The sequence below is a fragment of the Lysinibacillus sp. NPDC096418 genome, from assembly GCF_044762775.1.
Lineage (GTDB): Bacteria > Bacillota > Bacilli > Bacillales_A > Planococcaceae > Lysinibacillus.
In genome coordinates, this window is record NZ_JBIWEY010000029.1 from 45,520 (window position 1) to 58,788 (window position 13,269).

The window sequence follows — 13,269 nt, forward strand, 5'->3', positions numbered from 1 at the left end:
GATTTAATTCCCTATAATACTAGTTCAAGGAAGGTTGGTTTTATGAAAAAATATGTACTTAGCTGTATCCTCTTTATCTTAGTACTGAGTTCCTTCAGTATACCTAAAAGTAATGCCCAAACATTTGATGACCCAACTCATGGTCCAGGTCTAAATCTTCTAAGCGAAAAAAATGCATTATTACCTGATAGTGATGGTAAATATAATCCTTACCGAAAAGTCACACGTTCTGAATTTGCATTTTTCTTAGCTAAGACGTTCGATTTACCTGATGCTAAAGGTGCTACTTTTAAAGACGTTCCTACAAGCAACCGCTATATTTCCGGCATTCAAAGCGCATCAGCAGCAGGCATCGTCACTGGTTATACAACAACCAATGAATTTAAGCCAAACGAATTGATTAGCCGTCAACAAATGGCAGTCATGATTAATCGTACTTTAGATTATTTGAAAGTGCCGAAAAAAACTACACAACTAACGTTTACTGATACGGCAAAAATCGCTAAAGATTATCGTGATGCTGTTGCAACAGGTGTTGCACTGTCCATTATTAAAGGTTTAGAAAACAACACGTTTGGTCCACAAGATAACGCTACGATTGCGCAATCAGCCACATTTATTTACCGTCTTAAAAATTATGTAGCAACACAAGTTGTTGACACACAACCCTTTAAAACAGCTACTATTAAAAATGGTCAATATGTAACTGCACAAAAATTCGATAATGCAAGTGAAGCTATTCAAGCGATGCCTGCCAACGGTGTCGTTTTAGAGAAAGATAAAGTCATTGCGATGGCAACAGGAATTGCTGTATTAAATAAACCAATCTCTTATGAAATTACCCGTACAGATAAGATGCCTCTTGCTAAAAATACAGAGCTTGAATATGTTAAAAGTGACGGAAGCAAGGTATCAGTTTCAATTGGCGGTCGCCCAGGCATATTATCAATAGATGATATTACCCTAATACCCGCACAGACAGAAATAAAGAGATCTTATTATGAAGTAGTGAACGGTGAACTGCTGTTTAAGATATACTCTCATAATAATAATCTTGATGAGGGCGTTAATGTGATTGGTGTTGCCCCGGCATTTATGAAAGCAGGTACTAAATATTACAGCACAGATGGCATTACCTTTACTACAGGAGACGGTAAGCATGTAGGTGACGCTTATAATTACTATCAATTTTTGCCGATGCGAACAAAAACTTCTTACACAGCAAAAGAAATTGATGTATATATTGCACAGGAGTTGAAAACTCGTGAAGCAAAAGGCTCAAGTAGTTATGTAGATGCTACTAAAAAAAGCAAACTTCTTAATACAGGTGATACTTTAAAAAAACTTGAGCAGCAATATCAAATCAATGCTATTTTAATACTAGCCGTTGCGATGAACGAGAGTAACTATGGCATGAGCAACGATGCGCAAAAAAACAATAATTTCTTCGGTCTCGGTAAAACCTCCGGTGATGTAGTCGGTAATGTGTATACTACTGTTGAAGAAGGTCTTTTTGCATTTGCTGAAATTGTAAACACGAAATATATCGCACCAAGTGGTGATACTGAGACTTACGGATATGGCGCGGTGCTCGGATCAAAAGCAGTTGGCATGAATGTTAAATATGCCGCAGATGCAAATTGGGGTGCTAAAGCTGCAGGTCACTACTATGCACTTGATAAAAAGTTACTCTTTAAGGACGCTAAACAAAATTACAAGATTGGCTTTACAATCGATCCAGGCAATTATCCATATCTCAATGTTCGCCTAGATCCTTCTACTAAAAATAATCCACTATACAGCTATAAACGCTTCGACCTGCCTATATTAATATATGGCGAGGAAAATGGATGGTTTAAAATCGCCTCAGATAAATTACATGACAAAGCCGTCTACATTTCTGGAGATTATGTAAGATTACAAGAAACAATTAAATGATAGATTAATTACGGATCATTTCATTGTGTAGTAATTTTAGATTGCCGGTTGATATGAGTGGAGGCTGGACGCCCCCTGGAAAGCGCCCAGCCGGAACGGAAATCAACTCCACGTTATGTTAGAAAGTATAGATTTTGGTGTAGAGCCTTAATTACAGCAGCTTTGTCACCATAGAAAAAGGGTGTCTCGAAAATTATCGAGACACCCTTTTTAATTTCACCTCTATGTTTTGTGACACAGAAATGATTTTATTTTCTTTTAAAATTAATTATTTAGCAGCTTGGAATTTAGCTTCTACTACATCCCAGTTTACTACGTTCCAGAATGCACCAATGTAGTCTGGACGGCGGTTTTGGTAGTTTAGGTAGTAAGCATGTTCCCAAACGTCTAAGCCTAGGATTGGTGTTTTACCTTCCATGATTGGAGAGTCTTGGTTTGGTGTAGAAGTTACAGCAACTGAGTCGCCATCAACGATTAACCAAGCCCAACCTGAACCGAAACGAGTTGTTGCAGCTTTTGTAAACTCTTCTTTGAAAGCATCAAAAGAACCGAATTTAGCATCGATTGCTTTTGCTACTTCGCCAACTGGAGTATTTGAACCGCCTGGAGCGATTACTTCCCAGAATAATGAGTGGTTTGAGTGACCGCCACCGTGATTACGTACAGGTGTTTGTTTGTCAGCTGGTAGTGCATCGATGTTAGCGATTAATTCGTTAAGATCTTTGCCAGCAAATTCAGTACCTTCTACTGCTGCGTTTAAGCCAGCAACATAAGTATTGTGGTGTTTAGTGTGGTGAATCTCCATTGTTTTTGCATCGATATGTGGTTCTAATGCGTCATAAGCGTAAGTTAATTGTGGTAATTCGTAAGCCATGATTGTGTTCCTCCCTAAATTAAAGAAATATTAATACATCCTTAGATTATCAAAATTGGTCAAACCATTCAATGAAAAATACCTCAAATCCTCGATTTCAGCCTTTTGACTGAAAAACCAATCAGAATACTAAGTACCTAAATTAATAATTAGATGTTTCATCATCAAAACTTGAGGTTGATTTCTGTTCCGACTGGGCGCTTTCTGGGGGGCGTCCAGCCTCCACTACAATCAACTATAAATATAGTAACAAACGTTAGTATTGCGTAAAAAACAACTAATTTACAAGTAATTCCTAACCCATTATTCCCCTAATCAATAAACCTAAACCTTTTATTTAGATTGCAATAAAGAAAATAATAATCATAGCAATTTGTAAAATCGCTTTTGTCACGGTAGACGTTAAAAATCCGACCAGTGAACCGACCCCACTTTTCACAGCTTCTCCTAACTTACGACGTTCCACTACAAGCTCTGCGATAACTGCACCTAAAAACGGACCAACGAGTATCCCCGCAAACGGAATCACAAAAGGACCAATTAACAAACCGATTGTACTTCCCCACATGCCAGCATTTGAACCACCAAATTTTTTAATGCCGAATGCATTCGCGACAGTATCTGCGCCAAATAATAGCACTACAAATAAAATTTGAATGATCCAAAACCACCAGCTAAGCTCCGCAAACGAGAAAAACGCTCCGTATAGTAAAAATCCTCCAATTAAAAAAATCACGCCTGGAATTATCGGATAGATTAACCCTACAAATGACACGACGAAACAAGCAATCACTAAAACCCAACCGATTATTTCCATAAAATATTCTCTCCTTTTAACACACAGTGCCTACTATACGTACCAAACCGGAGAAAGTTTCAACACGATCAATGGCGAATGCCTAAAATAGAATCTGCAATATTCACCGCATGATCACCAATTCGCTCTAAATTACTTACAATATCCGTAAACACAATCCCCGCTGCCCCATTACATTCATTGGTATTTAAGCGTGCAATATGCTTTTGACGCAGCTTCCCTTCCATATCATCAATCAAGCTTTCAAGCTCTGTTACTTCCTGCGCAAGGCTAAGACTTGCAGTATCAAGTGCTGCGATACTCTTACGCACCGCTTCAATTGCTAAACTAAACATACCAATTAAATCCTGCCTTGCTGATTTACTTAAATGTACCTCATGATGATCTTTGTATTGCAAGAGCTCTAAAATATTTTCAAAATGATCACCGATACGTTCAATATCGCGAACATTTGTTAGCAACATATGGTGGCGTACAGAATCTGCTCTTGATAACGGTTGATTAGATATCATTACTAAGTAGTTTGTTATTTGATTATCTAGATTATTCAACACAGCCTCGAATTGCAGGACAGTCGGAATATATTCCCCTTCACCTGTTTTCATATATTGGAACGTTTCCTCTAAACCTCGCAGTGCATAATCTCCCATCCGAAGTACTTCTTCTTTTGCCTGACCAAGCGCAATAGCAGGTGATGAATCAATAAATGAAGGGTCTAAATGCTTTGCTGTAACGTCAATATCTCCTGATGTCCCAGGAATCATTTTTGTCACTATTGCCGCTAGTACTGCAATAAATGGCAATTGAATCATTGTATTGAGTATATTAAATGAACCGTGAGCGACTGCAATTTGCATGCGTGGTTCCAAATGAAATATCTTGCTCACCCAACCAATATAGTGTATAAATGGCGTTAAGAAGATTATAAAAATAACTGTGCCAATAACATTAAATAATACATGCGCAGCCGCAGCTCGTTTTGCGTAAATTGAAGCACCCAACGAGGCTAATACGGCAGTAATTGTAGTACCTATGTTTTCACCAAACAATACCGGTAGTGCACCTTCTAGTTCCATTAAATGCTCTGCATATAAGCCTTGTAACACGCCTACAGTTGCTGTTGAGCTTTGCACAATTAATGTAAAAACAGTTCCGACTAGTACTCCCAAAATTGGTTGGTCACTTATTTGTAAGGTTAACTCCGCAAAGCTCGGTAAGTCATGAAGGAATCGCATACTTGTCCCCATTAGTTCAAGTCCTAAAAATAGGCCCCCAAAACCAAAAATAATTTGCCCGAAATGATGATAACTTTGCTTTTTAAAAAAGAAGATAAGTGCAGCACCAATCGCTAATAATGGATAAAAATACACACCAATATTAATACCAATAATAAATGCTGTGATGGTTGTGCCAATATTCGCCCCCATAATGACACCAATCGCTTGCCGTAATGTTAAAAAGCCAGCGCTAACAAGTCCAACAGTAATCACTGTCGTTGCTGAGCTTGACTGAATAAATATCGTTACCACAATACCAACCAACACGCCCATTAGTGGATTCGTCGTAAAACGATTTAACCATTCTCTTAATCTATCATCTGCAGATTTTTGTAATCCTTCTCCCATTAATTTAATGGAAAATAAAAACACGCCCAATCCACCAATAAACTGAAATAGCATACTTTGCCAATCTATCACCAATTATATTCGCTCCAATTCCCATATTTCTACTAATCTATCATTAATGATTAATAGAAAAACTACAAAAAGTAAAGAAGAAATTAAACTTCTTTACATAGAATTAACAATCTTATACAAGCACCTCCAACTATATACTCATTCTTTTATGTCACACATGAACATGATAGAATAACGATTGGAGGAGATACTTTATTATGAAACACTCACAATTATTTATCGATAGCCTAATTCATCCCAAAAAGTTAGCAGCCTATCGATTATTACCAATCGGTAAAGTCATTCAATATACTTTTTTATTAGTTTCGCTGGTCACAGTCTTTTCATTTGGTCAATTTACAGCTGGTGTTAATGTTGATACGTTTGACATGAGTGGCCTAACAACATACATAGAAGAAATTAAATGGTTGCTATATCCCGTGACATTGCTAATGCTTTTTATCTTTACGACTATGCTTATTTTCGCACAAATTGCACTCTATGCACTGGCAGGTCTATTCTTTTTGAAGGTCATGAAGCGCCGCGGAGAATACCGCAATGTTTGGCGTACGACGACCTTCGCTATGACATGGGCAACAATCCTAAGTGTTCTAGCAGCATATCTACCAATAAGTGGCACAATAACTTCTATTTTTTCATTACTTTTAACACTAACTCTATTAATCGTCGCCTTTACTAAATATCCAAAACAACCAACAACTAAATAATGTGCATGATTCCCCTCTCTTCTCAATATAGTGTAGAAAAGGAGGGGATTTTTTGCGAGCATTTCTAGTAACGCTAATTATTGTACTTGTTGCCTTGGTTGTGAAAATAGATTTAACAGAGGGCACATTGCCACTTGCAGCCTTTTATCCAAAGGAAACAGAAGAACTTTGTGAAGATCTGCGTGAACCTACCTACATTAATATTCAAGTCATTCAAGGTGACACCATTCATAGCTTATTTGCCATGCAGCCCGCAAAAGTACCAATGACCTTTCCTGAACGATTACAGCTTTTTTACCGATTAAATCCACATTTACAATTACAGGAACTTGTTGCAGGTGAAAATATTAAACTTCCCCTAGCATTTGAGCTTGAAAATACATGTAAATAAGAAAAGGAATTTGCCCTTTTGCACATGAGTCCCATCCTTGCGAAATCTCCCCCATCGTGTTGGCCTCAAGCGCTAGAGAAGTCTCAGATGAAAGTAAACGCCGCACCACTTTCATCTGTGATTTTAATGCAATCGTAAGCGTGCGGCGCAAATGCCTGGACCCATATAAAAGGCATTTTTTCTTTTCATAAATGAAAAGTTAACGTTTCTTCCTTGTTCTTATTTTCCTACACTGCTAAAATAAATGACAGTGACGGCCAAAAATAGCGGCCCGAAAAGGAGAGAAAGTTAATGAGTGAAATTTGTCACCGTACAAAAACACGTCCGGTACGTGTCGGTAATTTAACAATTGGTGGTAGTAATGAATTATTCATTCAAAGTATGTGTACAACCAAAACACATGATGTCGAAGCAACAGTAGCCGAAATTCTTCGCTTAGAGGAAGCAGGTTGTCAGCTTGTTCGTGTTGCAGTACCAGATGAGCGAGCAGCAGATGCAATTGCCGACATAAAAAAACAAATTCATATTCCATTAGTAGCTGATATTCATTTTGACTATAAATTAGCTTTAAAAGCAATTGAAAATGGTATTGATAAAGTACGTATTAACCCAGGTAACATTGGGCGTAAAGAAAAAGTAGAAGCAGTTGTCAATGCTGCAAAAGCAAAAGGGATTCCAATCCGTATTGGAGTAAATGCTGGTTCATTAGAGCGCCACATTTTAGAAAAATACGGTTATCCTACTGCTGACGGCATGGTAGAATCTGCACTGCATCATATTAAAATTCTAGAAGATTTAGATTTCCACGATATTATCGTATCGATGAAAGCTTCTGACGTAAACCTTGCCATTGAGGCCTATGAAAAAGCATCTAAAGCATTTGACTACCCTCTTCACTTAGGGATTACTGAATCAGGTACCCTATTTGCAGGTACTGTAAAATCAGCTGCTGGTCTTGGTGCAATTTTATCCAAAGGGATCGGTAATACACTACGTATTTCATTATCAGCTGACCCAGTTGAAGAAATCAAAGTCGCTCGCGAATTGTTAAAATCATTCGGCCTTGCTTCTAATATGGCAACGCTTATCTCTTGCCCTACTTGCGGTCGTATTGAAATTGACTTAATCTCCATTGCAAATGAAGTAGAAGAATATATTTCTAAACTTAGTGTACCTTTAAAAGTAGCTGTTCTTGGTTGCGCAGTAAATGGTCCTGGTGAAGCACGTGAAGCGGATATCGGGATTGCTGGTGCGCGAGGCGAAGGTCTGTTATTCATGAAAGGAAAAACAGTCCGAAAAGTACCTGAAGCAACAATGGTAGAAGAATTGAAAAAAGAAATCGACAAATTAGCTGCAGAAATGTTAGAAAAACGTGAGGCAGAAGAAGCAGCAAACACAAAATCCTAAGGAGGTGCAAGCATGACAAAGCCTCGTTTTGGTATTGATATTGACGGAACAGTAACGTGCCCAGCCACACTCATTCCGCATATTAACAAACAGTATAATGTCAACATCACACTTGATGATGTATGTGAATATGATTTTTTATCCGCATTCCCACATCCAGTGGATCGCGCAGCTTTTCAAACATGGTTTAAGGAAAATGAATCATTTATGTATGAAGTATCAGAGGTAGCACGGGATGCCAAATCCATTTTAAATGCTTGGCAAAACAACTATGAACTTTATTATATTTCTGCTCGTAATGAAAACGTGTCGGATATCACCGTGAATTGGTTCAAGTCGCAAGAAATTCATTACGATCATATCGAGCTGATTGGTAGCCACGACAAACTAGCAGTTGCTAAAAAACATGGTGTTCAAGCTTTCTTTGAAGATAAGCATGATAATGCCGTCATGCTCGCTGAAGAATTAAAAATACCAGTTGTATTATTCGATACACCTTATAACCGACTAACTGTGCCGGATAACGTTATACGTGTTTATAACTGGCAAGAAGCAAATCAATATATTACAAATTATTTCAAATAAAAAGAGCCGTGTTCAATCAATTGGACACGGCTCTTTCTATTGTCACTTTTTAGATATAGATAGTTTTTTTTATTATACTTCTATGATTCCTCTCACCCAACGATCTACAAAGGTTTCGAACGTAATTCCGTAATTGTCATATACTTTATGATACACAAAATACACGCCTAATTTATCAAGAACCTCGTCATTAATCTTTATAAAGCCAACTCCTTTATAATGGATTTTCAAAATGAAATCACATCTAAAGATGAAGTAAAAGCAACACTTGTCTCTTAAGGATGAACCTTGACGTTGCCAAAACGTCACAATCTCCTATCCACATACCCTTTTTTCATGTATATCTTTTCGTTAAGATTAGAATAACAACTTGTTCAACAGGAGGGATATTTGTGAAATCGATAAAAAAAGTAGCTTTTATCATCTGCCTTAGTTTACTCTTGACGGGCTGTGGTGATCGACTCACAGAAATTAAGGATGCTGCATCAGGCATTAACGCAGCAGCAGACTCTGCAGCGAGTGCGTTAAGCCGCGATGTTCATTCTGTACGGGCTATGACAGTAACGTATAACGAAGAAACCTTCACGATAAATGACTTATTTAAAACCATATTACGTGACTCGCGTTGGGAATATGACACAGACGAAGCAAGGCTTCTTGTGAATGGTACATGGATGGACCCATTATTCGCAGAGCAACAATGGGATGACGCTTATAAAAAACAATTAGCAGAGACTGGAGAAGTAACAGTAACAATTTTTATTCAAGATGACAAAATTAATAGTGAACGTTCAGAAGTAAACCTCACCTTCAATGGTGAGGTTATTTTACAAATGACGGGCGAAGATGCACTTTACCATTTATACGTAACATATATACAGAAATAATTCTGATAGCTTTTCTAACGAGTTTTCCGTTTAGAAAAGCTATTTTTATGCATTAAAAATATTTTTAATATTTTTACTAGTCAAACTATTATATACTAGAATAACAGCTTCACATTTTTGTCACAAAGGGGTCTTGCTATGAATAAAAAGCACGCGGGGGTTTTATTAGGGGGAATCCTATTAATAGTCCTTGCAATGGGAATTAGTCGTTTCGCATTTACACCCATTTTACCGTTTATGCGAAAAGATGCGGGTTTCTCACTTGAAACTGCAGGTTATTTGGCGTCAAGCAATTATGTTGGCTATTTTATTGGGGCATTATGGGCGGGATTTTTGTTCCGACGCAAAAAAATGATTTTACTTATTAATGTATTACTAAACGTTGCATCCGTAATTTGGATGGGCTTAACTGAAATGTTCATGCTTTGGCTGTTGTTACGACTTATCGCTGGCATTACGAGTGGATTTATTTTCGTGTTAACTTCAAGTATCATTATGGATTATTTAGCAAAAGAAGTGCTCACGAAGTGGTCAGGCTATTTATTTAGCGGAATTGGGCTTGGCATTGCCATTTCAGGTCTATTTGTACCCTACTTAGAATTGGCTTACACATGGAAAGGGGCATGGCTTGGTCTTGGATTGCTTTCACTGGCCTTCTTTTGCGTCACACTTGTCACTTGGCGCAATTTAACGATTCAAGACGGTGTCAAGCAAGTTAAGACATCTAGCGGAAAAATGACAGCAGGTTTTATGCCGTGGCTTATCGCTTCTTATGGGTTGGAGGGGCTTGGTTATATCATAACAGGGACTTTTTTAGTCGATATTATTCATAATATTCCTTCTCTTGAAGCATATTCATCATACAGTTGGGTAGTCGTTGGACTTGCTGCTGTACCATCTGCACCGGTATGGATCGTATTGTTATCAAAATTCTCTCCAGTCCGTATTTTAACGGTTGCCTATGTCATGCAGGTTTTCGGGATTTTACTACCTGTCTTTTCCCAAACCGTAACAAGTGTCTTACTTTCGTCATTTTTATTTGGGTTAACATTTGTTGGAATCGTGACATTAACAACGTCTTATGCAAGGCAGCTCTTCCCGACTCAAAGCAACGCCGTCGTATCTATTTTGACAACGTTTTATGCGCTTGGACAAATCATCGGTCCAATCATCGCTGGCAAACTAGCGGCACATTTTGATAGTTATAAGGCTGCTTTACTATTTGCAGGTGTAATGGTCTTTGCTGCCCTTCTAATTATGCTCATCGGACATTTCAAAACACATCTACGAGCCGAAAGCAGTAATACTGTGACCACAATTGAAACATAATATGTAGCGTACACTATGTATTGATTGCATAGTGTATTTTTTGTGCAATCTTACAAATTTGAAATATCACTACTTTTTATTTGTATTGTAGAAAACCACCACGTTATAATCAAAGTATCACGTGATGGTTTGGAGGTGTTTATATTGGGACAGAGAAATTAAAAATTGGTGAACTTGCAGAAACAACTGGCATTACGAAAAGAACCATTGATTATTACACGAATATCGGCTTGCTAGAAGCCGAACGTTCCGCATCCAACTATCGTTATTACGAACCTACAATGATTGAGCGTCTCCAATATATTGAACAACGGAAAAAAGACGGTTTATCACTCGAAGAAATACAAGATGAATTAAAAATCACTACTTATGAGGAAATCGATGTGCAAACGATTCGGTTAAAAATGCAAAACTTAGAGCAGGATGTGGCTTCCCTACTCGCTCAATTAGACAAACAAGATCAACATAATATTCAATCGATTAAAAAAAATGTTTCAACAGAAAGTATTGCGCTTATGCAATCTTTACTACTACTTATTAATTAGGAGGTGACGTTCTGTTTTTTTGTAAAAACAGAACGACTATTTGACCATACTCAATTTATCAATCTTTATTATATTATTAGCTTTTACTGGCTTTTTCGTTGCGACGGAATTTGCCATAGTCAAAGTACGTTCATCACGACTTGACCAACTTATTGCAGAGGGCAATAAGAAAGCAATCACTGCAAAACATGTAGTTGACCACTTAGATGAATACTTGTCTGCCTGCCAACTAGGTATTACGGTAACCGCGTTAGGTATCGGGATGGTCGGAGAAAAAACATTTGAATTTATGCTGCATCCCCTATTTGAAACGATTGGGGTTTCAGACAAATATATGAGTATTTTCACGATTGGTTTCGCATTTGCGATTGCGACGTTCCTACATGTTGTAGTTGGTGAATTAGCTCCAAAAACGGCAGCTATTCAGAAGGCTGAAACAATAACTTTATTATTTGCAAAACCAATTATGTGGTTCTATAAATTAATGTATCCATTCATTTGGTTCTTAAATGGCTCAGCTCGAGTACTAGTTGGTCTTTTCGGCATGAAACCTGCTTCTGAGCATGAACTATCACATACTGAAGAAGAATTACGTTTACTGCTTTCTGAAAGCTTTAAAAGCGGTGAAATCAATAAGACTGAGTTAAAATACGTAAACAACGTCTTTGAATTTGATGAACGTATTGCACGTGAAATTATGGTACCACGTACAGAAATTATCGGTATTGAAAAAAATGAAACATTCACAAATATGATTCACTATATTGCTTCAGAAAAATATACGCGTTACCCGATATATGATGGAGATCGCGACAACATTTTAGGCTTTATTAATGCCAAAGAATTATTCGCTCATGGTTTAATCGACAAAATCACAGATGAAACACTTGAATTAGATGACTTCATCAACCCTGTTATTCGTACTATTGAGACGATTCCCATCCAGGAACTATTAGTCCGCATGCAAAAAGAGCGCATCCATATGGCTATCCTAATGGACGAATACGGTGGTACTTCGGGTCTTGTAACCGTTGAAGATATTTTAGAGGAAATCGTTGGTGAGATCCGTGATGAATTTGATGACGATGAAATCGCTGATATTCGTAAACTAAACGACAATCATTATATTTTAAATGCGAAAATGCTTGTTGAAGATGTTGAAAAGTTACTAGATGTTACACTTGAAGCTGAAGATGTTGAGACACTAGGTGGTTGGTTCTTGACTGCTAATAATGGCAATAAAACAGCAATAAATATAGAGCTCGAATCCTATGTATTTAGTGTTTACGAGCAACATGGACATCAGTTACATTACATCGAGGTCCGTCCATTGCCAAAATCTATGCCCGTAGTCTCAGAAACAAAATAATATCAATAGTAGTTAATTAATAGTCTGACTAAAATAACAAGGATCATTTAACTATTATTTCCACAATATTGTCATAGTTAGAGGGCTAAACTTACCGAAAGTTTTAGACTTGTTCCATTTTTAGCCACTATTCTATATAATTAGGTATACCGATATTATTTTTTTCTCAGGAGGCATAGTTATGAAATTATTCAAGCTTTACCATTCAGATGGCATTCACATTATTACAGATGTAAAAAAACACAAAACAAATATCGAACTAAAAACAATTACAGGTGAGGTATTATATATCATCGTAGTGACTGACGAAAACTATACTGTGTATGATGATCGTTTTGCCGGTGCTTCGAAACAGTTAAATTCTGTAGAAGCTTTTGATATAGACGGTAGTTTCCGCAGTCTTGATTTCGATAATATGCGTGAGTTATTCCAAGAGGCTTTTACAAAGCTATTACAAGAAATTGCTGAATGTGTGAATGACCGAGATGAGCTTGTAGACATCGATACACTACGCCATAAAGTAAGTGCTCAAATAAAGGGCATCCACTTTCGTGTTATTTCTGACACAAAAAAATACGAATATTAATGACATCTTCTCACTATCTACTCATTAGATAGTGAGTTTTTCGGTTCTATAATATTTGTTGGGGTTTTTACACAATTACAAGCATGAAAAAAACACAGATTCACCGATTTATATATACTTGAATTGTCAAGAAACAA

At 37.3% G+C, this 13,269-nt stretch carries 13 protein-coding genes; 10 read left to right on the forward strand and 3 right to left on the reverse strand.

From position 1 onward, the window contains the following. Window positions 1-42: 42 nt before the first annotated feature. The gene (locus tag ACIQZG_RS18285) at window positions 43-1,938 is read left to right on the forward strand and encodes an S-layer homology domain-containing protein (RefSeq protein WP_402756901.1); all 1,896 of its coding nucleotides are present in this window, start codon (window positions 43-45) and stop codon (window positions 1,936-1,938) included. 268 nt (window positions 1,939-2,206) lie between these two features. On the opposite strand, the gene ACIQZG_RS18290 is transcribed toward ACIQZG_RS18285, so the two are convergent. From ACIQZG_RS18290 to ACIQZG_RS18300, 3 genes are all read right to left on the reverse strand, one after another. Continuing rightward, window positions 2,207-2,812: a superoxide dismutase gene (locus tag ACIQZG_RS18290; protein ID WP_402756902.1), complete on the reverse strand. Its 606-nt coding sequence runs from the start codon at window positions 2,810-2,812 to the stop codon at window positions 2,207-2,209. A gap of 337 nt (window positions 2,813-3,149) precedes the next feature. Then, window positions 3,150-3,629 carry a DUF456 domain-containing protein gene (locus ACIQZG_RS18295; RefSeq protein ID WP_402756903.1) on the reverse strand — a complete coding sequence of 160 codons (480 nt, stop codon included), beginning with the start codon at window positions 3,627-3,629 and terminating at the stop codon, window positions 3,150-3,152. 68 nt (window positions 3,630-3,697) lie between these two features. Beyond that, window positions 3,698-5,329: a Na/Pi cotransporter family protein gene (locus ACIQZG_RS18300; RefSeq protein ID WP_402756904.1), complete on the reverse strand. Its 1,632-nt coding sequence runs from the start codon at window positions 5,327-5,329 to the stop codon at window positions 3,698-3,700. 194 nt (window positions 5,330-5,523) lie between these two features. Here ACIQZG_RS18300 and ACIQZG_RS18305 point away from each other — a divergent pair, with 194 nt between their 5' ends. The 9 genes from ACIQZG_RS18305 (at window position 5,524) to ACIQZG_RS18345 (ending at window position 13,132) form a co-directional block, all read left to right on the forward strand. Then, complete coding sequence (locus ACIQZG_RS18305) at window positions 5,524-6,033, forward strand: DUF1189 family protein (protein WP_402756905.1); 510 nt, start codon at window positions 5,524-5,526, stop codon at window positions 6,031-6,033. Between the two features lie 52 nt (window positions 6,034-6,085). Beyond that, window positions 6,086-6,424, forward strand: a complete 339-nt coding sequence (locus ACIQZG_RS18310; protein ID WP_402756906.1) for a hypothetical protein — start codon at window positions 6,086-6,088, stop codon at window positions 6,422-6,424. 291 nt (window positions 6,425-6,715) lie between these two features. Further along, window positions 6,716-7,831: a flavodoxin-dependent (E)-4-hydroxy-3-methylbut-2-enyl-diphosphate synthase gene (gene ispG / locus ACIQZG_RS18315; protein ID WP_402756907.1), complete on the forward strand. Its 1,116-nt coding sequence runs from the start codon at window positions 6,716-6,718 to the stop codon at window positions 7,829-7,831. A 12-nt stretch (window positions 7,832-7,843) separates the two neighbouring features. Beyond that, complete coding sequence (locus tag ACIQZG_RS18320) at window positions 7,844-8,416, forward strand: 5' nucleotidase, NT5C type (protein ID WP_402756908.1); 573 nt, start codon at window positions 7,844-7,846, stop codon at window positions 8,414-8,416. 392 nt (window positions 8,417-8,808) lie between these two features. Further along, window positions 8,809-9,303: a hypothetical protein gene (locus ACIQZG_RS18325; protein ID WP_402756909.1), complete on the forward strand. Its 495-nt coding sequence runs from the start codon at window positions 8,809-8,811 to the stop codon at window positions 9,301-9,303. Window positions 9,304-9,441: 138 nt separating this feature from the next. Then, window positions 9,442-10,632 carry a YbfB/YjiJ family MFS transporter gene (locus ACIQZG_RS18330; protein ID WP_402756910.1) on the forward strand — a complete coding sequence of 397 codons (1,191 nt, stop codon included), beginning with the start codon at window positions 9,442-9,444 and terminating at the stop codon, window positions 10,630-10,632. A 206-nt stretch (window positions 10,633-10,838) separates the two neighbouring features. Further along, on the forward strand, window positions 10,839-11,177 hold the full coding sequence (locus ACIQZG_RS18335; protein ID WP_402756913.1) for a MerR family transcriptional regulator: 339 nt from the start codon (window positions 10,839-10,841) through the stop codon (window positions 11,175-11,177). A gap of 40 nt (window positions 11,178-11,217) precedes the next feature. Beyond that, window positions 11,218-12,546, forward strand: coding sequence for a hemolysin family protein (locus ACIQZG_RS18340; protein ID WP_402756911.1), 1,329 nt, complete (start codon window positions 11,218-11,220; stop codon window positions 12,544-12,546). A 181-nt stretch (window positions 12,547-12,727) separates the two neighbouring features. Next, a complete protein-coding gene (locus ACIQZG_RS18345) occupies window positions 12,728-13,132 on the forward strand; it encodes a hypothetical protein (protein WP_402756912.1) in 405 nt (134 codons plus the stop codon). The last annotated feature ends 137 nt before the right edge of the window (window positions 13,133-13,269 follow it).

Excerpts from the sequence above, each read along its gene's own strand:
- ACIQZG_RS18345 (WP_402756912.1), top strand. The coding sequence starts at position 12,728 with ATGAAATTATTCAAGCTTTACCATTCAGATGGCATTCACATTATTACA.
- ACIQZG_RS18295 (WP_402756903.1), bottom strand. The coding sequence starts at position 3,629 with ATGGAAATAATCGGTTGGGTTTTAGTGATTGCTTGTTTCGTCGTGTCA.
- ispG (WP_402756907.1), top strand. The coding sequence starts at position 6,716 with ATGAGTGAAATTTGTCACCGTACAAAAACACGTCCGGTACGTGTCGGT.
- ACIQZG_RS18320 (WP_402756908.1), top strand. The coding sequence starts at position 7,844 with ATGACAAAGCCTCGTTTTGGTATTGATATTGACGGAACAGTAACGTGC.
- ACIQZG_RS18290 (WP_402756902.1), bottom strand. The coding sequence starts at position 2,812 with ATGGCTTACGAATTACCACAATTAACTTACGCTTATGACGCATTAGAA.
- ACIQZG_RS18305 (WP_402756905.1), top strand. The coding sequence starts at position 5,524 with ATGAAACACTCACAATTATTTATCGATAGCCTAATTCATCCCAAAAAG.
- ACIQZG_RS18285 (WP_402756901.1), top strand. The coding sequence starts at position 43 with ATGAAAAAATATGTACTTAGCTGTATCCTCTTTATCTTAGTACTGAGT.
- ACIQZG_RS18330 (WP_402756910.1), top strand. The coding sequence starts at position 9,442 with ATGAATAAAAAGCACGCGGGGGTTTTATTAGGGGGAATCCTATTAATA.